General features: G+C 35.3%; 17 protein-coding genes. 4 read left to right on the top strand and 13 right to left on the bottom strand.

Going from position 1 to position 22168, the window contains the following annotated elements; genetic code table 11:
• Positions 1-17 precede the first annotated feature (17 nt).
• From SMGD1_RS02070 to SMGD1_RS14470, 6 genes are all read right to left on the bottom strand, one after another.
• A complete protein-coding gene (locus SMGD1_RS02070) occupies positions 18-3203 on the bottom strand; it encodes an NAD-glutamate dehydrogenase domain-containing protein (RefSeq protein WP_008337701.1) in 3186 nt (1061 codons plus the stop codon).
• A gap of 61 nt (positions 3204-3264) precedes the next feature.
• The gene (locus SMGD1_RS02065; protein ID WP_008337663.1) at positions 3265-4902 is read right to left on the bottom strand and encodes a bifunctional protein-serine/threonine kinase/phosphatase; all 1638 of its coding nucleotides are present in this window, start codon (positions 4900-4902) and stop codon (positions 3265-3267) included.
• A 1-nt stretch (position 4903) separates the two neighbouring features.
• Positions 4904-5764 carry a hypothetical protein gene (locus SMGD1_RS02060; protein ID WP_008338118.1) on the bottom strand — a complete coding sequence of 287 codons (861 nt, stop codon included), beginning with the start codon at positions 5762-5764 and terminating at the stop codon, positions 4904-4906.
• Between the two features lie 25 nt (positions 5765-5789).
• Complete coding sequence (locus SMGD1_RS02055) at positions 5790-6581, bottom strand: ABC transporter ATP-binding protein (RefSeq protein ID WP_008337938.1); 792 nt, start codon at positions 6579-6581, stop codon at positions 5790-5792.
• Positions 6581-7396: a nitrate ABC transporter permease gene (ntrB, locus tag SMGD1_RS02050; RefSeq protein WP_008340492.1), complete on the bottom strand. Its 816-nt coding sequence runs from the start codon at positions 7394-7396 to the stop codon at positions 6581-6583. Before ntrB ends, SMGD1_RS02055 begins: the two co-directional genes overlap by 1 nt.
• A gap of 170 nt (positions 7397-7566) precedes the next feature.
• Positions 7567-7932, bottom strand: coding sequence for a hypothetical protein (locus SMGD1_RS14470; protein ID WP_241761425.1), 366 nt, complete (start codon positions 7930-7932; stop codon positions 7567-7569).
• A 36-nt stretch (positions 7933-7968) separates the two neighbouring features.
• On the opposite strand from SMGD1_RS14470, the gene SMGD1_RS14540 reads away from it, so the two are divergent.
• Positions 7969-8130 carry a hypothetical protein gene (locus SMGD1_RS14540; RefSeq protein ID WP_277812883.1) on the top strand — a complete coding sequence of 54 codons (162 nt, stop codon included), beginning with the start codon at positions 7969-7971 and terminating at the stop codon, positions 8128-8130.
• Here the strand turns inward: SMGD1_RS14540 and SMGD1_RS02045 are convergent.
• The 4 genes from SMGD1_RS02045 to SMGD1_RS02030 all read right to left on the bottom strand — a co-directional run bounded on the left by SMGD1_RS02045 (position 8053) and on the right by SMGD1_RS02030 (position 13523).
• On the bottom strand, positions 8053-9039 hold the full coding sequence (locus SMGD1_RS02045; RefSeq protein WP_008340488.1) for a CmpA/NrtA family ABC transporter substrate-binding protein: 987 nt from the start codon (positions 9037-9039) through the stop codon (positions 8053-8055). The two genes, SMGD1_RS14540 and SMGD1_RS02045, sit on opposite strands and share 78 nt — an antisense overlap.
• Before the next feature lie 210 nt (positions 9040-9249).
• Positions 9250-9939: a BamJ family beta-barrel-assembly machinery protein gene (gene bamJ, locus SMGD1_RS02040; protein ID WP_008340487.1), complete on the bottom strand. Its 690-nt coding sequence runs from the start codon at positions 9937-9939 to the stop codon at positions 9250-9252.
• Between the two features lie 135 nt (positions 9940-10074).
• Positions 10075-12186 carry a sensor domain-containing diguanylate cyclase gene (locus SMGD1_RS02035; protein WP_241761424.1) on the bottom strand — a complete coding sequence of 704 codons (2112 nt, stop codon included), beginning with the start codon at positions 12184-12186 and terminating at the stop codon, positions 10075-10077.
• Positions 12187-12284: 98 nt separating this feature from the next.
• A complete protein-coding gene (locus SMGD1_RS02030; RefSeq protein WP_008340073.1) occupies positions 12285-13523 on the bottom strand; it encodes a DEAD/DEAH box helicase in 1239 nt (412 codons plus the stop codon).
• Between the two features lie 107 nt (positions 13524-13630).
• Here SMGD1_RS02030 and SMGD1_RS02025 point away from each other — a divergent pair, with 107 nt between their 5' ends.
• The 3 genes from SMGD1_RS02025 to SMGD1_RS02015 are packed head-to-tail and all read left to right on the top strand — an operon-like array spanning position 13631 to position 17386.
• The gene (locus SMGD1_RS02025) at positions 13631-15238 is read left to right on the top strand and encodes a YcaO-like family protein (protein ID WP_008340025.1); all 1608 of its coding nucleotides are present in this window, start codon (positions 13631-13633) and stop codon (positions 15236-15238) included.
• Between the two features lie 8 nt (positions 15239-15246).
• Positions 15247-16170, top strand: coding sequence for a glutaminase (locus SMGD1_RS02020; RefSeq protein ID WP_008340078.1), 924 nt, complete (start codon positions 15247-15249; stop codon positions 16168-16170).
• A gap of 16 nt (positions 16171-16186) precedes the next feature.
• The gene (locus tag SMGD1_RS02015; RefSeq protein ID WP_008340094.1) at positions 16187-17386 is read left to right on the top strand and encodes a class I SAM-dependent rRNA methyltransferase; all 1200 of its coding nucleotides are present in this window, start codon (positions 16187-16189) and stop codon (positions 17384-17386) included.
• Here the strand turns inward: SMGD1_RS02015 and SMGD1_RS02010 are convergent, their stop codons facing one another.
• The 3 genes from SMGD1_RS02010 to SMGD1_RS02000 all read right to left on the bottom strand — a co-directional run bounded on the left by SMGD1_RS02010 (position 17387) and on the right by SMGD1_RS02000 (position 22135).
• A complete protein-coding gene (locus SMGD1_RS02010) occupies positions 17387-18409 on the bottom strand; it encodes a polysaccharide deacetylase family protein (protein ID WP_008340484.1) in 1023 nt (340 codons plus the stop codon).
• 47 nt (positions 18410-18456) lie between these two features.
• Positions 18457-20691 (bottom strand): sensor domain-containing protein, encoded by a 2235-nt coding sequence (locus SMGD1_RS02005; protein WP_008340048.1) that lies wholly within the window; start codon positions 20689-20691, stop codon positions 18457-18459.
• A gap of 163 nt (positions 20692-20854) precedes the next feature.
• Positions 20855-22135 carry an MFS transporter gene (locus SMGD1_RS02000; RefSeq protein ID WP_008339934.1) on the bottom strand — a complete coding sequence of 427 codons (1281 nt, stop codon included), beginning with the start codon at positions 22133-22135 and terminating at the stop codon, positions 20855-20857.
• Between the last annotated feature and the right edge of the window lie 33 nt (positions 22136-22168).

Here is a 22168-nt window from a genome sequence, read left to right as displayed (position 1 = left end):
TAGCAATGTTTTGATTCCTAAATCAAAGAGGTCATAATCTGATTAACAGTTATACTTACTTCTTCTATGCTTTTTACCTCTTTTGACATAAAAAACTTGATGTTGTTTTGTATATCTTCAAAATCATCTTTCTCATTTTCCATGTAGTTCTTAAAAGCATCTTGAGGTGTCTCGTTTACTCTTTGAAACTCTAAAACCTGCTCTGTATAGTGAACGACTATATACTCTATGTATTGAAGTATTTGATGTCTTAGAACTTTCTGAGAACCAGATGTTATCTCTATAGTGTTTAGCGATGTAATCATCTCTAGTATTTTAAACTCATTAACTACTAGATAAAAGAGTATGGCAACGTTGTTAAATGTATGAAAAGAGTTCTCTTTGACCATTATTGCAGCAACAGCAAATTTCAAATAATCAATTGCGCTGAAGAAGAGGTTGAACTGATGATTGTCATCTAGGATTTTTACAATGTTGTCTTCATTCATGTTACCAAGAATTTTAAAGAGGTCTGCTTTATAATCTAGTATATGATTTACATCTACTTTGTGTTTGCTGAGGTATTTTAGCATCCATCTTGTACTAAATCCAAGCGTACGCTCTATATCATCGAGAAGCTTGTACTGTAGTTTAATGTCCATTTTAAAATCGTTTCTATATATCTCAAATCTAATGTCATTAGCATCAAAGAGCTGGTTTGTGATGAGGTAAGATTTTATTTTTAGCAAGAAACTCTCTTTTCCTCTTCTGTTGTAGTCAGCAATAAAAGTAGCACCTTGAAGATTTACAATAGTGTCTGCCATCATTGTAGCAATTATCTCACGGCGCAGGGGATGGTGTATTATTTCATGCTCATAAGCAGCAAGAAAAGATTTTGGAAAGTACTTAAAGAGAAACTGATTTGCAAATGTCTCATCTATAAGCTTAGAATCAAGTAAGACAGTTTTTATAAATATTTTTGAGTAGGAGATAATTGAACTTAGAATAGGTCTAACTATAGAACCTTCAGCACATAAAATCTCATGCATATTCTCATTTTTTGGAATGTAATACTCCGCTCTTGAAAAACTAGATAAATTAGTCTCCAAGACTTCGATGCTAGATAAAAAATCATCAAGATATCGTTTGCTTAGGCTAGAATCTCGAGAGATTGCAAGAGCTTGATGGTAGTTACTCCAAAGAACCAGATTTACTACTTGCTCTGTTAAGTTTTGCAAAGTCTGATTAGCTTCTTTCTCATCTAAAAGGTCTTTTGATTTTATGATGTTTAGAAGGATTTTGAGATTTACTTCATGGTCTGAAGTGTTTACACCGGCAGCATTATCAATACCGTCTATATTTATCTCTCCACCGTTTTTTGCATACTCAATACGTGCTTTTTGAGTAAAACCAAGATTTCCACCTTCACATACAACTTTTGCTTTTAGTTCACTTGCATCTAGTCTAACCGCTTCATTTTGTTTATCACCTAAGTCTAGGTTTGATTCATCTGAGCTTTTGACATAAGTTCCGACGCCACCGTTAAAGAGCATATCTACTTTCATCATCAAGACTTTTTTGGCTAACTCTTCACCACTGAGAGCTTTTTTTGTTGTTCCTATCATCTTTTTTATCTCAGCAGAGAGTTCTATACTTTTTTGTGAACGTAGAAAGACTCCTCCGCCTTGTGAAATAAGTTCTTTGTTGTACGCACTCCAGCTACCGTTTTTTGCAGTAAATAGTCGTGAACGCTCCTCAAAACTTCTCTCTATATCAGGGTCTGGATCTATAAATATCTCTTTGTGAGATACGGCAGCCAAAAGTTTAAATTTTTTAGAATAGAGCAGTCCATTTCCAAAAACATCACCATTCATACTTCCGATACCTACCATAGTAATAGACTCTTTTTGAATATCTATTCCACGTTGGATAAAAAATCTCTCAGATGACATAAGAGAACCACGAGCTGTGATGCCTAGCTCTTTATGTCCAAAGCCGTTACTACCACCGCTGGCAAATGCATCTCCGAGCCAGTAACCACGACTCACTGCTATCTCATTTGCTACATCACTCATAGCAGCGGTTCCTTTGTCTGCAGCTACAACAAAGTATGAATCATCACCGTCATAAGCTATGATGTTTTCATGTCTTACAATTTTTCCATCTACCATGTTATCAACTAAATCCAGCATGTTGTTTATAAAAGCGCTATAGATGGTTTTAAACACATCTTTAGTGATAGTAGATGCTTCTTTTTTTATAACAAATCCGCCTTTGGCTCCATCAGGGATGATGATAGAGTTCTTCCCTTCTTGGGTAATCATAAGTGATTTTATCTCTTGACGGTAGTCTTCATGTCTCTCACTCCATCTAAGTCCACCACGACTAATTTTGCTCATTCTAAGATGCAGACCGCTAAAGTCAGGATGGTATACAAAGGCTTCTATCTTTGGTTGTAGACCTTTTAGATTTTCAGAATAGGACGCAGTGTCTATCTTAAATGAGATAGCCGGATTGTTTAAAAAGTAGTTTGTTCTTAGAAGGTTTTTAATCAAAGCATAAGTGAGTTTTAAAATCTTATCGTCCATAATATTTGGAACGTCTTTTATTTTTTCTTCAATCTTTAGTTCAAAATCTTTCATAATTTTTTCGCGTTTGTCCAACAGCGGGTCAAACTTAGCTATGAAATATTCTACAAATAGTTTAGAAATATTAGGATAGATGGCTATAGTGTGTAAAATAGCTTCTTGATTTAGAGCTATTACAGCTTGGTCTATATACTCAATCATAGCACGAAGAAGAAGTACTTTTCTGATTGATAGATTTTGATTATAAACTAGTGAGAAGAGTCTGCATCTTGGAAGAATACTACCACTTAGAGAGTCAGATATTACATTTTCAATATTATATTTTGACTCTCTAAGATTTTTAGTATCATCCATTTTAAGGTTAAATCTGTTGATATAGACTTCATGTTCATCTTTATTTATCTTATAAGCGACTTCATCGATTATAATAAAACCAAAATCATGCAAGACAGGTACAACTGACGAGAGATATAATTGTTTGTTGGCAAATATATTTATAGAAGGCTGTTTATCATCATCCATTATCTGAGTGATGATTCCTTTTTCCATAATACTTTTTAGAAGCTCATCACTGATAGTTAGATCTTTTTTAGATAAAAGACTTGAAAAAACTGCGTTCATAGAAGATGATTGCATGGACACTCCCTTGAAAATTAACTTATTTACATTGTAGCACAATGTTAATTTTTTTTAGTTTTTAAGAGTTCATCCAAATGAGTAAAGCGAAGTTTATGAGTAACATTATGATAAATCCGCTCTTGTAAAAAGTAAGAGGTGAACGTTCTATTAGAGTGGCATCTTTAGGGAAGAAAGGTTTGACTTTTTTTGGACGTTTAAGCTCATAGTTCATCTCAGAATAGTGCTCGTATCTAAGCTCTTTATCTATAGTGATTGAGCGAAGTATGACACTGTCTAGCCAATCAGGAATGTTGTTGTTATAGAAGCTTGGTTTTTTTGCCTGCTTAAAAGCTGGTGTCTGAAAAGGTTCTATCTCTCCATAAGGATATTTTCCAGTTAAAGCTAGATATAGTGTAACGCCGATAGAAAATATCTCACTAGACTCACTTATTGCCTCTCCTTTAAATCTCTCGGGGGAAAGAAAACTAGGAGTCCCCGCTCTTGTGTTTTTAGAAAAAATCTCTGTAATACTTCCAAAGTCAATGATTTTAAACTCTAAGTTCTCATCGTTATCTTTTGCTATCATAACATTTGGAGGTTTGATGTCTCCGTGAACTAGGTCATACTTTAGTAAAAACTGTGACATGTCTAGAAGTGTAGATGCCAACTCAACTGCATCATCGATAGTTATCTGTTTATGAGAGAGATATGAGTCTAAATCTTCACCATGAAAGAGTTGCATTACATAGTAACGGGCAGTTCTGTTTTTAGGTATAACAGCTTTTGGAAAGAAGTTGGCTTTTAGTCTTTTTGCGTTCCATGCCTCTTTTACGAAGAGGTCTAGGATAATCTCATCATCAATCGCCTCAGTTGGAGCAAACTTAACTACATATTGTTTGGTTTTTTTGGTACAAAGCCAAGTCCTCTCATTTTGTATAAGTGACTTTAGAAGAGTGTAACCGTCAATCACTTGAGCTTTTTTTAGACTCTTGGGAATCTCTACCTTTTGATGTTTTAGTTTTTCTACCTCATTAGCTTCTGATATTTCAATAACTACGGCAGTTGTGTCATCTGGTAGATTGTTTTCTACTAGTTTAGAAGCTTTTTTTACTAGATAGGAAGCTCCGTTAGAGATGCCAGTCTCAAGACGGTTCTCACTCATAAGAGTGTATAGCCCATCACTGCATAGAAGTATTTTGTCATCTTTTTGGATGATATTTTCAAAGTAGTAAGGCTCTACCTCTTTGTCAATTCCAATGGCCTGTGTTAGGACATTTTCATATCCTGATTCTTCCATAGCATGATCAATAGATAGTTGGTTAATGCTTTTGTCTCTATAGAGATAAACTCTGGAGTCTCCAACATTTGCACCGTAGAGTTTGTTGCCTTCTATGACTACAATAGTAAGAGTCGTAACAAGCTCAGTTCTCTCATAGTTTAGAATTGATTCTTCATAAAGAATAGCATTTATGGATTTTATAAAAGTGTTTATAGACTTCTCGATACTCCATGTTTTTGGGCGAATTTTAAAGTTGTTCATTAGATAAGTCGTAACTCTTTGTGCAGCCTCTGCACCTGCATCTGCACTTCCAACACCATCACAGACTATACCTACAGTCAAGTTGCCGATACTTTTAATGTCGTAAAAATCATCACCCGTTAAGTCTTTACCTTTTGCAAGTGAAAAACCTGATGTTTTGATGTTGTTGTTTTGCATGTTAAACTTTCTTTTTTGTAAAATATATAAACAGTCCCAGTGCTATCATCAAGATAGATACACCGCCTATGAGATAAAAAGCGTGAATCATCTGAGAATAATCATCTATAGCAATTTTAAATACTACCATAAGGGACTCTATTAGTAAAGCAATAAGTATAGTAATAGAGAATTTTGTTAAAACTTTATACTCTTCATGAGAGTTTTTGGAATAACTTTTAAATACTACTTCTTGAGCAAAAACAGTTTTTGCAAGGTCAAATATTGCAAGTCCAAGTGTAAGAGCAATAACCGGTTTAAAAATTGCCTCTATTGAGAGTCCATCTTTAAATAGTAATGAATGAATAAACTCATATACCGAGTATCCAATTGTAAATAGTGCTAATATCATCATGATATTTGCAGTTAAAAAATAAAAGCTTTTACTAACAAAGTTAAAACCGTTATGTACCTCTACGAGACCCAATCTTTGTAGTAAAACAGAGATATTAAAGTCAAGAAAGTAGATTTTTCCGTTTTCTTTTTTTGCTACAGTTATACATGTCTCACTTGTTGCACTACTTATGTATGGCTTAGTGATTGCAATATCACTATCATCAAAATCAATTTTGTTTAGCAAATATTCTCTGTTTCTGCCTATTGGTGTATCACTTGATTTGTTCCTGTAAATATTTGGAGATGTTTGAAGCATCGACTCTTCATCGCATGTGTAGATTAACTCTAGAGAGGGAAAGACTTTGAAAACTTTTTTATAGTCGTCACTCTCTCTATATTCTACGTTACCAAGATTGAAAACTGTCTCAATGAGAAAGTTTTCAATATCAAGAACATTCTCTTTATAAGTTGTCATGAATTCTTGCATTGGTATTTTCCTTTTTTATAATTTTTTATTCATCATCTTTTGCAAATTTTTCATACAAGAAGCTTAGTATCGCTTCACGGCATCTGATATACTCCGGATCACTCTGTAGTTCAACTCTGTTTCTTGGACGTTTAAGATTTACTTCTAATATCTCTCCGATAGTTGCATCCGGACCATTTGTCATCATAATAACTCTGTCACTAAGAAGTACAGCTTCATCAATATCGTGTGTAATTATGATTACAGTGTTTTTAACATTTTGCTGGATTCTCATCAGATGCTCTTGCAGATTTGCACGAGTAAGAGAGTCTAGCGCTCCAAAAGGTTCATCCATCAGAAGAACTTTAGGCTTTATAGAGAGTGCTCTGGCAATACCGACACGCTGTTTCATACCACCACTTATCTCGTTTGGCAGTTTGTCTTTTGCATGGTCTAGATTTACCATAGATACAAACTTTTCAACTCTCTCTCTAAGCTCTGCCGAACTCAGCTCAGGCATAACCTTTTTTACAGCCATCTCAATGTTCTGATAAACACTAAGCCAAGGTAGAAGTGAGTGGTTTTGAAAAACAACTGCACGCTCTGGTCCCGGACCATCTACATGTTTGTTTTCTAAAAGAATATGTCCTTCAGTCTGTGCATCCAGACCTGAGATCATGTTTAAAAGAGTACTCTTACCACATCCACTATGTCCGATGATAGAGATGATTTCATTCTCTTTAATTTCAAGATTTACATCTGTTACAGCTACGTAGTCATCTTTTCCCGGAATCGGAAATCTTTTTTCAATATTTTCTAGGCTTAAAAATTTACTCATTACGCTCTACCTTTCTTTGTATAATCAAAATAATCTGCAAGTCTTCCCATAATCAAGTCTAAAAAGTAACCAATAAGACCGACTACGATAATACCGATGATGATGTTGTGATAGTTGAGGTTGTTATATTCATCCCAAATCCAAAAACCGATACCTATACCACCTGTTAACATCTCAGCTGCTACAATAACTAACCATGCGATACCAAGAGATAGTCTCATCCCCGTAAAGATATATGGAACCGAAACAGGCAGTATAATTTGAACGATCTTCTCTAATGGAGAGAACCTAAGAACTTTTGCAACATTCATATAGTCTTCACTTACACTCTTAACACCAAGAGCCGTATTTATGATAATAGGCCAAATAGATGTTATAAAAATAGTCGAAATAGCTGTCATATTTATATCTTGAAATATAAATAGAAGCAGTGGTAGCCATGCTAGGGGTGAAACAGGTTTAAATATCTGTATGAAAGGGTTTAGTGCATACTGAGCACTCTTACTCATCCCTACAAACAGACCGATAGGAACACCGACGAGAATCGCTAAAACAAATCCTGCAAAAACTCTCTTAAGTGATGCTATTATCTGCCAAAATATACCTTTGTCATCTTGATTGTTTACATAAAATGGATCTGCTAAAACACCAGTTATTTCATCTCCGTCTGCATTCACTCCACCAAAAGCTGCTACATAAGTATCACTTGGTGTTGGAAAATCTGCTACAACATGTGCTAACCCAGACCAGAATTGGATTACAAATAGTAAGACCAATAGAGGCAGTACAATTTTTTTAACTGTTTCTTTATTCATTATTCTTCCTTCAATGTTTGTAATGTAATTTACATCTTTAAGTGCCTTTGGCAAAGTACCTAGAGAAATCAGGAGACCACATGAAGGAAGATTCTTGCATCTAGCTCTAGGCACTTAAAGATATCAACTACTACAAAATACACAAAGGCAAAGCCTTTGTATACTTAAAACTATTTAGTTACATACTTTGGATCAGCACATCCAGCTGGACCATAAGGACATACATAGTTTGGTTGTTCAGTTTTTACAGTCCATTTATTAACTTTAAGCAATTCTTCTTTAGATACTTTTGACTCATCAATACCTGTAGAGAAGATGTACTCAACAGCCTTGTTAGGATCCCAAACTTTTCCATCCATGAACATGTTGTACTTATCTACACCATCTTTTTTCCAAGCACTTGGAGGAAGGCTATAACCAACTTCTTTGGCAACTTGGGCAAATAGGTCAGGGCGGTAAACAGACTCTATAACAGCTTTCATATCAACAGCTTTGTCGATTTGACCCCATCTATACATCTGAGTAATGAACCACATACCGTGTGAGTAGTAAGGATTGGATGCAAAGAAGTTGTGGATGATGGAGTAAATGGATATTTGTGTGAAGTTAAAGATAGTAAAAACCTAGCTGATAAAATTGAAATGATAATAAACTTATCAGATGAACAGAGAGAAGAGATGGGTAAAGCTGGTAGAGAGAAAATAGTTCGAGTACTGAAATGTACCAGTCATTGATTTTTCTAACACAGATACAGGAGCTTTTACATAGTTTGGTTTACTCATGATTATTGCCGCTTCTTTGCGGTTTTCCCATGAAGCATCCAGCCACATCTGAGCTTCTAAAATTGCTTTCATTACAGCTTTTGTAGTCTCTGGATTTTTCTCTATAAAGTCAGCACGAGTCTGTAGAACTTTCTCAGGGTTGTTGTTCCAGATATCGTAGTTAGTTACAAGAGTAGAACCTTTTTTCTTTAGAACAATTCTCTCATTCCAAGGCTCACCAACACAGTAACCCTCAATGTTTCCTGCAATCAAGTTTGAAGGCATTGTCGGTGGAGGAAAAGGTTTGATAGTCGTATCACGATCAGGAACTATTCCAGAACTTGCCATCCAGTATCTTAACTCGTAGTTGTGAGTTGAAACCGGGTGAACCATACCAAAAGATAAAGGCTGATACGAAGAACCTTCAGCTTTATGTTTTGCATCTATATACTTTTTGAGTGATTCAGAACCAAGAGGACGTTTAGTCTCATCCATTCCGTATTTTTTCATCTCTTTAATGATGTTATTTCCAAATGTAATACCATTACCGTTAAAATCAAGAGAAAGTACAGCTTGAAGATTAGCGTTGCCGTTGATGCCAAGCGTTGCAGCGATTGGCATACCTGCAAGAGCGTGTGAAAAGTCATACTCTCCGCTTATTACCTTTTGCTGGATTCCAGGCCATCCGCCACCCTCTTTAACAACATGAACATCTAAACCATACTTCTTAAAAAAGCCTTTTTCTTCAGCAATTACGATTGGTGCACAGTCAGTAAGTGCTATAAAACCTATAGTTAACTTTTTCTTCTCAAGTTCTGCTGCCAACAATGAAGCGGCAACTAATGACAATCCTAATCCTAAACCTATTATTTTCTTTAGCATGTAATTCTCCTTAAAGTAATTTGTTATAGGAAAATTATAAGATAACTAGTGAGGAATGTATACAGTTAATTGATTAATAATTATACAATTTATTGCGTGTGAAGTATACTAATGGTTTTTGAGGTGTTCTTAAAGTATTAATTTAGAGTTGATTATTTAGATAGAAGGCTTAGATGATGAAAATTCATCATCTAAGCTTGAAGAGTGATATTAGTTTATTTTTAATAGTTCTACATCAAATATAAGTGTTGCATCCGGACCTATACTTGGAGGAGCACCTTGCTCACCGTATGCTAGAGCAGATGGAATGACAAGTTGCCATTTATCTCCTACTTTCATCTTTTGTAGAGCCTCTGTCCAGCCTTTTATAACTGCATTTACTGGAAAGCTTACTGCTTCACCGCGATCGTAAGAGCTGTCAAATACAGTTCCGTCTATAAGTGTTCCATGATAGTGAGTAACTACTTTATCTGTGGACTTTGGAGAAACTTTTCCAGTTCCAGATTTAAGCACTTTATACTGAAGACCGCTTGCTAGAGTTTTAACACCAGGTTTAGTTTTATTTGCGTTTAGAAAAGCCAAGCCCTCTTTTTGGTTATGATTTGAGAACTTTTTCATCATAGAGAGTTCTCTTACTTGTTTGCTTTTTTGATAGTTTACCATTGCAACACGCATTTCGTCATTGCTTAGTCTGGGTTTTGTACCAGAAAACATATCTTTCATTCCAAGCTTGATAGCATCAAGATTGATGTCTTCTTTAGAAATGAGGAGTTGTTGTCCAAGTTGAATACCTATAGTATAACTAGCTTTTTCTTCTTGAGTATTAAGTGTGCTTCCCAACACACTTGATGTAACCATCAGTCCTAAACAACCGACAACAGCAGGTAGTAGTTTTAACATTTATATCCCTTTGTATTTATGAAAATTTATTTATCAAAAATTATAGCAATAGATTTTGGCAAAACCCAGCATTTTTATATGTCTTTGAAAAATGATAGGGTTTTCATGTAGAATGTAAACATAAGTGATGTCTAATTAGTCTAATTTCTCCAATGGTTCACTAAAGTAATAGCCCTGAAATTCATTAACACCAAGTTCTTTACAAATATCAAATACTTCTTTTGAGTGTACAAACTCAGCTATTGTATTGATACTAAGTTCTTTTGCAAATGTAACGATAGTCTTTACAATTCTTCTCGCATTGTCGTCTTTGTCTATATTTTTTATCATTGAACCATCTATCTTGATGTAGTCTGGTTCTAGTTTCATCATGTATGAAAAGTTTGAGTATCCGGTACCAAAATCATCAATGGCAATTTTTACACCCATTTTTTTCATCTCTATTATAAACTCTTCGATTTCAATAATATTGTATATATCTTCAGACTCTACAATTTCAAAAATTACTCTCTCAATGTTTGAGAAGTTTAAAAGTTCACTTTTTATAAAAGAGACAACTTCTGTGTTTAAAATATCTTCTGCTGTAAGATTTATGGAAAATGACTCTTCTCTGTCTCTAAATAGCTCAAAAGTCTTAGTAATAACTCTATGTGTGATTTGATGATAGTATTTTGTCTTTTTTGCAATATCTAAAAAGAAGTATGGAGTCAGTATATCATCACCGTCTCTAAGACGAACAAGTGCCTCGTATTTAATTATGCTGGCATTCAGATCAACAATAGGCTGATAATAAGCAATGACATCATCATTTTGAATGGCATTTTTGATTTTGTTTATGATCTCTATATTTTTTTCTTGAATATTTTTAGTATCTTCATCTTTAGAGTAAACTACATAGTCTTTATGCTCTATTTGTGCCTGATGCAGAGCCATATCTGCTTTTTCAAGCCTTCTCTCTTTATCAAAGCAGATGCCGGCATATATAGTCACAGATATGTCCACTTCATCTTTAGGATAGTGAAATATCTCATTGTCCATCTGTTTTATAACAGCTGCAATAAACTCTCTAAACTTATCCTTAGATGTAAGAATATTATTTAGTATTACAACTTCATCACTTCCTACTCTATAGATAGAAAACCCATTTCCCATCAGTTTTTCTGAGAAGCGGTTACTTAGTTCTCTCAGAATAAAGTTTCCAGCATCGAAACCAAACACATCATTAATATGTGTAAATCCTCTGATATTTAAAATTGCTACATAGGCTTCTGGTTGAATTTTCATATCTTTATTTAGTAAGCTGCGGTTAGGCAGTGAGGTAAGATCATCATAGTATGCAAGTTCATATAGACGCTGTTTAGTCTCTTCTTGCGTTGTCAAATCTGAGAATATTCCGGCATAGTACTCAAGATTTCCATCTTCATTGATTATTTGACATATATTTAGGAGTTCTGGATAAATTCTTCCACTTTTATGCTTATTCCATATCTCACCCTGCCATTGTCCGGTAGAGTTTAAAGAGTCCCACATGGATGCGAAAAATTTTTCATCATGCTTGCCGGAGTTTAAAATTTTAGGGTTTTTACCTATTACTTCACTCTCTGAGTATCCTGTTGTTTTTGTAAAGCCGCTATTAATAAATATAATTTTTTGCTCTTTGTCTGTAACTACAACTCCATCTGAAGTTTTTTCCAATACTTTTGCAGATATGCGTAGTTTACTATTTGCATTACGTTTATTAGCCTCTATAAGCTCCTTAGCCTGTTCTAAAATTTTTAGATCATTTTCAATGGCTTGGCGGTATATACCCATCAATTGTTTGATATGTTGTGGTGGATATAAATCTTTAGAATCAAGGATGCATATAGTTCCATAAACAGTTTTGTCAGGCCATAATAAAGGCAGACCGTAGTAGCTTATCATTCCAAGTGGAATATCAGGATTGTTTTTCCAAGCTTCATCTTCTAGTGAGTTTGGTACATGAAGGTATTGCTTTTTGCGCATAACTGTTTCACAGTAGAGACCACATCCAAGATTCTCAGATGCACCAAGTCCGTAAGGATTATTTTGTGCATTTGACGTACGTGCCACTTCAATCTTCTCAGGTAGTACATGCATAACCAAAGAAGCTGGAACTTCAGCCATAACAGAGAGTGAGTTAACCATCTCCTGCCATACTTTAAGTACATCTTCTGTTACTTCCGGCTTGTTGATTCCTATATCGTAAGCTGCTATAAAATCCATCATCTACCTTAATTGTCTTTACTATGCATGAAATAATTATAACGTAGATATATCTCTAAAATTACTTAAATATTTAGTATGTATAAAAACATCATTTTATCTTACTTCGATTCTCTTAGTGCCTTCTCTCTAGCCTTATCTTTTTTACTTTTGCCCTTACCTTTAACGGGAGCAGGGCCTTTTTCTACTTTAGGTGCTTCACCTATAAGTTCAAAGCCTTCTATCTGCTCTTTTTCTATTTTTACTTTACATTTTTTTTCAATCACAGAGAAGTGTGCCTGATCTTCAAAAGAGATAAATGAGATAGCCAGTCCTGACTTTCCGGCTCTTGCAGTACGTCCGATTCGGTGGATGTAGTCTGTAGGAGAGCGGGGCAGGTCAAAGTTTATGACACACTCGATGTTCTCTATATCTAATCCTCTCGCAGCTATGTCAGTTGCAAAAAGAATATTTATTTTTTTATCTCTAAATTCATTTAGTGTATATGTTCTGTCTTCTTGATGTAAATCACCGTGAAAAGACTCTGCTGTAAAACCATACTTTCTAAACTTCTCAGCAATGTTGTCAGTTGCACGTTTATTTGCCATAAAGACAAGAATATGTTTTAGTTTCTCACTCTTTATAAGATGTCTAAGTAGTGGTCCACGATTGTCACGGTTTACTTCTATGACTCTTTGAATGATTGTATCTACTGTCGGTACATCTTCATCGATGCTTACTTCAACAGAGTCTTGTGTGATTCTTGAAGCTATGTTTAAAATCTTCTCAGGATAAGTTGCAGAGAAGAGAAGGTTTTGACGTTTCTCTGGTATGGCTTCTAGTACTAGGTCAAGTTCTTCTGCAAAGCCAAGGTTTAACATCTTATCTGCTTCATCGAGAACTAAAAACTCTAGATGCGAGAGGTTCATCTGCTTTTTGCTTAGAACATCTAAAAACCTTCCTGATGTTGCCACTAAGATGTCACAACCTTGCTGGATAGCGTAAAGCTGATCTCCGATGCCCTCTCCACCAATAACACTTACAACTTTTGGCTTTGTTTGCATAAACTCACCAAAGTTCTCAAATGCCTGTGCAACCTGAAGAGTCAACTCTCTTGTCGGAGTTAAAACAAGCACTTTGATTTTTGCCTTACCTTCACCTCGTCTCTTTTGCAGAAGCTCTAAAATAGGAAGAATATAACTAGCACTCTTTCCGCTTCCAGTCTTCGCTTTAGCCATAACATCACGACCATCCAGAACAAGAGGAATCACTTTTTCTTGAATAGGAGTCGGCTCTTTAAAGTTGTGTTTAACTAATGCTTTGTTTATTTGAGAAGAGAGTTTAAGTGAAGAAAATGACATCTGAGGAGTTCCTAAAATAGTTTTACGTATTTTAGTATGTTTGGGCTTTAGGGCAGTTTGATATCTTTTAGATATACTCCGATAATCAAAATACAAAGCGATAACGAATGAATCTATTATCAAAAAATGCTCCACTAGAAGAGTCTATAGCGAAGATGCAAGCTGTTTTAGCAGATGCTGGATGCGAGATGACTTTCTCACAGCAAAAGCATCCATTAGAGAACTGTTACTCAGTTAATCTTACTTCAGTAGAAGCACCAAGACACATCTACTCAAACGGAAAAGGCATAGTCTCGGATGCATCTGTGGCGAGTGCTTTGGGTGAATATATAGAGCGTCTTCAGACAAATAACTTTTTTATAGATTTTCATCTTCCAAGCAGAAAATATTATCCAGATGAAGTTGCATTTGAGTTTGGGGGAGATTATCTAAACGATGAACTACGCGAAGTATATAATCCGAGCAAAGAACTTAGCGATGATGATTTAGTAGATTTCAACAGTGATTATGAGGATAAAATTGTAGCACTACCATTTATAAAACACTCAACATCTGAAAAAATATATATACCACTTAACATATTGAGTAACCTCTATGTAAGTAACGGTTTAGCAACAGGAAACACACCTCTAGAAGCTCAGGTGCAGTCACTTAGTGAGATTTTTGAACGTTATGCAAAGATAGAGATTATTAAAAATGGATACGCTCTTCCAAACTTTCCAGATGAACTTGTGGAGAGTTTTCCTAGAGTTCATAAAGATGTTCTAGCTCTTAGAGAGTTAGGTTACATTGTAGAAGTTCTAGATGCATCTCTTGGCGGGAAGTTTCCAGTTACTGCCATCTCACTTATAAACCCTAACAACTCTACTCTTTTTGTCTCTTTTGGAGCGCATCCTATCTTGGAAGTCTCTTTAGAGAGAACTATGACTGAGCTAATGCAGGGACGTTCTTTGGAAAACTTAGACTCTTTTGAAGTGCCGACTTTTGATATGAGTTTAGTAGCTGACAGTTTCAATCTTGAATCTCACTTTGTTGACTCAAACGGAAAGCTAGGATTTGGCTTTTTAAGTTCTCGCAAAAGCTTTGAGTACTCGCCATTTTTATATGATGGGACAACAAGCGAGCAAGAGTATGATTATCTTATGGAGATACTAAAAGATATGGGAAAAGAGAGTTACTTACGAGAGTATAACTATCTTGGATTTTACTCTTGTCAGATGATTGTTCCCGGTATTTCTGAAGTCTATCCTATAGATGATTTGATATATAACAACAAAAATAACGGAAAGCTAATTCGTGATATGGTTTTAAACTTCAAAGACTATGACCCGCAAGATATTTTAATGAGCATTGAACAGCTAGAAGATACTTTAAATATGGAAAAATATATCGGTGTTATATTTGAGAATAACTTTAATATGCTTGATTTTAAAGCACAAATACACCTGCTTCTTGGTGAGACAGAAGATGCTTTGGAAATACTGGAATATGGGACAAATAAGTTAGGTCATATAATTGTTGAGATAGCAAGGATGGAAGAGATGGAGTTAGAATTTTCTGAATATGAAGATGCACTGTATAATATCTTTACAGAAGAAAAAGTTTTAAAAGCACTGAAAATCTTAGACGGTGACGACTTTTTGATAGATACTACTCTTCATGCGGATTATCAAAACATGTTGGCTATGTATGACCGACTAGAAAATAAAAAATAGGTTTTCTTATGGATTATCAATCAATCATAAATGAAATTGCAGATGAAGTTTCTCCTTTACTAAAGGATGGGAAAGTTGCTGATTATATTCCTGCTTTAGCTGGAATCAATCAAAATCAGTTTGCCATGTCTCTGACACTTTTTGATGGAACACAGTTTAGCGTAGGTCAAGCAGATACACTCTTTTCTATTCAGAGTATCTCTAAGGTTTTTAGCTTTACCTTGGCACTTAAGTTTTACAATACTGATCTTTACAAGCGCATTGGACATGAACCATCAGGAAATCCATTTAATTCTCTTGTTCAGCTTGAGTATGAACATGGTAAACCTAGAAATCCATTTATAAATGCAGGTGCTATTAATGTGACAGATGCACTTATAAATCACTATGGAACTTGTAAAACTGCTTATGAAGAAGTTTTGGGGTTCATAAGAGCTATTTCTGATGATGAATCAATCTGCTCAAACGAAATAGTTGCGGCTTCTGAGATGGAACATGGATATAGAAACTTAGCACTGGCAAACCTGATGAAAAGTTTTAACAATCTTGATAATAGAGTTGAAGATGTGGTTGGAACTTACTTCAAACACTGCTCACTAGAGATGAGTACAAAAATGCTCTCAAGAGCTATGCTTTACTTGGCAAATGATGGAGTTGATCCTATTTTAGGCGTCACTTATTTAACTCCATCACAATCTAGGCGAATAAATGCAGTTATGCTTACCTGTGGTCACTACGATGCATCTGGAGATTTTGCTTTTAATGTAGGCTTACCTGGGAAAAGTGGAGTCGGTGGAGGTATAGTGGCTGTTGTTCCAAATGTTATGGGTTTATCTGTTTGGTCACCTGGCTTAAACGCTCAAGGAAACTCTCTTGTAGGAACTAAAGCTTTGGAACTCTTTACAGACAAAACCGGACTGAGTATTTTCTAGGATAATGGGAGTTAATATGAATAAAGAGATAAACCTAAGTGTAAAAGAAGAATTTGTTTCAAATTATAAAAATGGCTATCCGTTAATCTCAAAAGAGTCTATTGTTGATTGGACGAAAGTGAGTCAAGAAGGTACGATTGTAAAGCTTACAGATCCTAAAAACAACTTTATTGCCAAGGGCTACTACGGCATCCAGAACAAAGGATATGGCTGGGTACTCACAGCAAAAGAAGATGAAAAGATAGATGCAGATTACTTTGCAAAAAAAATCAAAACGGCTGTTGAATATAGAGAAGATTTTTATTCCGACGAAGAGACTACGGCATTTAGAGTTTTTAACGGTGAAGGCGACGGAGTCGGCGGTTTAACCATAGACTACTTTGATGGTTTTTATATGATTACCTGGTACAGCATCGGTATATATGAGCTTAAAGTTGCAATCTTAGATGCACTGAAATCTTCAGTAAACTACAGAGGTATCTATCAGAAAAAGAGATTTGACGGCAAAGGTAAGTATCTTGATGACGCGGATGATTTTGTTTGTGGAGAGAGAGCAGATGCACCGATAATTGTAAAAGAAAATGGTGCAAACTTTGCAATATACCTAGATGATGGAGCAATGGTTGGAGTCTTTTTAGACCAAAAAGATGTTAGAAAAACTATCCGTGATAAGTATGCAAAAGGCAAAACTGTTCTAAACACTTTCTCTTACACAGGTGCATTCTCAATCTTCGCAGCACTAGGCGGTGCTAAAAAAACTACAAGTGTAGACTTAGCAAAAAGAAGCCTTCCTAAAACAAGAGAACAATTTAGCGTAAATAATATAGATGCAGATAAACAAGAGATAATAGTAGAAGATGTATTTAATTACTTCAAATTTGCGGTAAGAAAAAAGCTCTTGTTTGACATGGTAGTTCTTGATCCACCAAGTTTTGCTCGTTCAAAAAAACATACATTCAGTGCTTCAAAAGACTATGTCAATCTTCTTAAAGAAGCTATCCAAATAACTAACAAAGGCGGAGTTATAGTTGCATCTACAAACTCTGCAAACTTTAGTATGATGACCTTTAGTGACTTTGTAAAGAGAGCGTTTAAAGAGTTAAACGGAAGATACAAAGTTGAGCAGACATTTTCACTGCCAAAAGATTTTAGAGTTCATAACAAGTTTCAAGAGGGTAATTATCTAAAAGTTATGTTTATAAGAAAGATAGGCTAACTACTTAACTATCCACAGATGACTGTACCAGTACCATTTTCCGTCTTGTGCTGGTGCAGTACAAGTGTACTTCTCTCTTGGTGGTTTAATAGGTTCATTCGCACTAACCTCAATCTCTGTTTGAGACACCCATTTGAAATCTATTGCATCACCGTTTGATAAAAAACAGTTTATATTTTCAAGTGGTTTTTTTAATATTATTCGGAGTTTTGGCGGATTTTTTCCTTGAAAAACAGGCTCTTTTTGTGAAATTGACTCTATTGGCATCGGCAGAGTGTTTAGTTTGCTTATGAAGCTGTTAGGGCTTGCAAAGGCTTCTGCCATAGGAAATCTTGTCACAGTTCTTAAATCACAGTTTTCTCCAAGCGGTCCTGAAGTTTGAGTGATTCCGATGTAGCCAAGCTCTTTTATGAGCTGGGCAGTCTTTAAATCATACTCTCCAAATGGGTATGAAAAAAGGCGCGGGTTTTCATTTACCTCTGCTCCAAGCTCTTCGTGGATTTTATCTTGAGCTTTTTGTATCTCATAAGTAATTCGTTTTTTCCACACTTCATCTGTTTCGTTATTTTGAGCAAGTACGAAATCATGACTTTTGGAGTGGTTTGCAAACTCAGCCCCATCAGCCTTCATAGTTCGTAGTTGATCCCATGACATGTAACTTTCTGACTTACTTTCTACTTGATTTGTACTAACAACGACAGTAAATGGAAAGTGTTTACTCTTTAGCATCGGATATGCTTTTGTGAAAGTGCTAATGTAGGCATCATCAATAGTCAAAGCAACCGTTTTTGGAGGAAGTGATTTTTTGTTTTTAATATGTTCAACTATTTTAGATAGATGCCAGACATTGTAATGATTTTTCTCAAGGTAGTCCAATTGATACCCAAATTGTTCTATAGTGATGTTTGTAGAAGGGTACTTTGATTCACCAAAGCGGTGGTACATAAAGACTACTGCACTGTTGGCAAATATTGGAGAAATAAGGAAAAATAGTAATAGATATATGATTTTTGCAGAATTCATAAATACTCCATTTTAATACTTTTTAATATTTTATGTTTTATTATAGCTTACGAATTCTTTAAAAATCTTTCTTTCATCTCATTTGCCGTAATTGGTTTTGAGTAAAGATAACCTTGAATATTTTGGCATCCATTTTCAACAAGGAAATTCTTTTGTTCATCAGTCTCAACACCTTCAGCTATAACTTTAAGATTTAAACTCTTTGAGAGGGCTATTACAGATTTTGTTATACCTACATCCTCTTCATCATCAGGAAGGTCTTGTATAAAGGTACGGTCAATTTTGAGCTTATCAATTGGGAGTCGTTTGAGATATGAGAGTGAAGAGTACCCAGTTCCAAAATCATCAACAGCCAGTTCGATTCCCATCTCACTTATCTGCTTTAGTATTTTAATAGCCTCTTGTGGGTTTGTCATAATCTGACTCTCTGTTACTTCAAGCTCAATCCACTCTGGCTTGCATTGAGTACTTTTAAGTAGATTACTCATAGTATCTATGAAGTCTTTTTTCTGGAGTTGTTTAACAGCTAGATTCATGGCTAAAACACCAGGGTTTAGTCCATCTTTATACCATGCCACAAACTGTGTCATAGCAGATTTCATTACCCATTGGTCTATCTGCACAATGAGCCCATTTTTCTCTGCAATAGGTATGAACTTGTATGGTTGTACTAAACCTAATGTTGGATGATTCCATCTTACAAGTGCTTCCATCCCTACAAGTCTATCCGTGCGTCCATCCATCTGAGGTTGGTAATAAACAACAAACTCTTCATTTTGTAAAGCTTGGCGAAGACTAGCTTCCATAGCTACATGCTCAAAGGCTAACTCTGTCATCTCACTAGAGTAAAATTGAAAGTTATTTCTTCCTTCTTCTTTTGCTTTATACATTGCAGAGTCTGCATATTTTAAAAGGTTCTTAGCATCTGTGTCATCATCAGGATATATACTGATACCTATACTGCTTGAGATATAAAGAGTATGAGTATCTATATAGATAGGCTTTTCTAAATCTTCAATGATTTTTTGTGCTAAGAGAGAAACATCTTTTGCAATATTAAGCTCTTCTATGATTAGAGTAAACTCATCACCACCCAAACGAGATAGTGTGTCTTCCTTACGTATCTTATTCTTTAGACGTTCAGCAGTTATTTTTAGTACTATATCTCCTACTTCATGACCAAGAGAATCATTTATCTGTTTAAAGTGGTCTAAATCAATATAAAATAGTGCTATAAGTGTTTTATTACGCTTAGCTTTTTCTATAGCTTGTTCGAGTCTTTCGTTAAAAAAAGTACGGTTTGGAAGTTGTGTTAACTCATCATGATGTGCTTGATAGTGCAGAATATTTTTTTGCTCATACAACTTTTCTTCAGCTTCTTTTCTTTTAGTAATATCTTGACAATATCCTACCAGTGCAGTTGGATTTCCTTTTTCATCTTTTAAAATAGAGAGTGACAAGGATACAAAAATTATGTCGCCAGATTTTTTTACTAAACGTTTATCAGCATGGTATTCCCCATGTTTAATCAGCTCTTGAGTACCCTCCTGCAAAGCTTTATGGTCTTCTTCTAAAAATAGTGATGAAACATGTTTTGTAAGCATCTCTTCTTCTGTATATTCTAGAAGTATTTGAGAACCTTTATTCCAACTAGTGATATATCCATTCAAATCAGTAGAAATAACAGAATCGTGAATCTGCTCTATAATCTGAACTTGTTGAGAGTATTTTAGCTGCATCTCCTGTATGTTTGTTATATCTCTATGCGTACCAATCATACGAACAGCTTTGCCATTCTCGTCGAGTTGTACTTTTCCTCTATCTAGAGTCCATATCCAATCTCCATTTTTATGTCTTATACGATGAATATTTTCATAGTAATCTGTTTCGCCATTTATATTTTTTTCTATTTCATCAAGTGCACTTTGAAGGTCTTCCGGATGAACGCGATCTTGCCATGATGGCATTTCATTTGGAAGTTCATCATCTTTAAATCCAAGCATCTCTTTCCAACGAGGAGAAAAATAGATTGAGTCATCAGTAATATTCCAATCCCATAAACCATCATTACTACCAAGTAAAGCAAGTTCTATACGTTCATGTAGTTCTTCTATATTTTTTTTATCGATTTTTTTAAGTTCTCTATTTCTATATATAAAAAGTATGATGATAATGAATAGTGTAAGAAGAAGTAGATTTAAGTCTTCAAAAAGTCCTAATCCTTGGTTTGTCTGGGCTAATAATGTCATTGTAAAAAATAGATAAGAAAATATTAACTTCAAAGTATACCTTGCACATGTGTAGATTTATGCTGTATTGTACCAAAATTGTCATTGAGTTAGTTTAAGAAAATAACAGAATTAGTTTATATTATAAATTATTAAAAATATTTGTAATTGAAGAAAGTTTAGATGATGAAGAGATCATCATCTAAATAGTATATGGTTAGATTCTACCGCCTGCTGCAACACCCCAAGTAGTTCTCCATCTAGTTTTTACTAAGCTTATCCCTGCAAGTGCAACTAAAACAAGAGCCGCAAATATCATAAAACCTGCTGAGTAACCATCAAAAGTTCCCTTTGACCATCCAAGTGTTTTGATAAGAAGAGTACCACCGATACCCCCAGCTGCACCAACAAGTCCAGTCATAATTCCTATGTCTTTACCAAATCTTTGAGGTACTAGTTGGAAAACTGCACCGTTTGCCATACCAAGGTTAGCCATGATTAAAAAGAGTACAAAAATTGCAACGCCAAAAGGTAGAGTCATTGTTGCGTTTAGTATTGCTAAAAGAGCTACCGTTCCAAAGAAGATGTAAAGTGATTTTATTCCACCTAAGTGGTCAGCAACTGCTCCACCAACAGGACGAAGAACTGCACCTGCAAAGATACACAGAGCACCAAAGTAACCGGCAACAACTTTTACATTTGACTCATCTAAAATATCTAAACCAAAGGCACTCATATCAGCTTGGTAAGTGTTCATAAGGTAAACTTTCATATATCCTGCAAAACCAACGAATCCACCAAAACTGATTGCATAAAATAGTGAAAACCACCATGTATCTCTATCTTTAAGTAATTTCCCATAATCTTTAAGTTTTTTAGGACGAGCAGTATAAACATCTGCCGGAGCATCTTTAGCTAAAAAAGCATAAGCTATAAGAGTAACTATTGCCATAACAGCACCAACCCCAAATACAGAAGCCCATCCCCAAATCTCAGCGATTTTTGGAGCAAATAGGAAGTCAATTACAACACCGATGTTACCAGCCCCTGCAATTCCAAGAACAACACCTTGAAGTTTAGGCGGATACCATTGACCAGCTTGTGGAAGTGCAACCGCAAAAGAAGCCCCTGCAAAACCAAGACCAAGAGCAACTAAAAGTAGAGCATTGTAAGTTATTCCATCACCCATAAAAAATGCAGTTAATAGTGCAACTATAACAACAGTTTGCGCCATCATTGCTGTCATTTTGGCACCTAGCTTATCAACACCAAAACCAAGTACGATTCTCAAAATTGCACCTGAAAGAATAGGAAGTGAAAGTAGTGTAGCTTTCTCCCCAGCACTCATCATATGGCCAGCAGCGGCTAATGCCTCTGATATCTCTGTAGAAAGTGGCCCTAACATAGTCCATACCATAAAACTCATATCGAAGTATAAAAAAGCCATGAACAACGTCGGTGCGTGTCCTTGTCCTTTTAAGTCTTTAAATCCTGCCATATTGTCTCCTAAACAAATTATATGGCAAAATTA

This window comes from Sulfurimonas gotlandica GD1 (assembly GCF_000242915.1).
Classification (GTDB): domain Bacteria; phylum Campylobacterota; class Campylobacteria; order Campylobacterales; family Sulfurimonadaceae; genus Sulfurimonas; species Sulfurimonas gotlandica.
The sequence above is the reverse complement of the archived record's forward strand: the minus strand, read 5'-3'. Positions and strand labels throughout refer to the sequence as shown.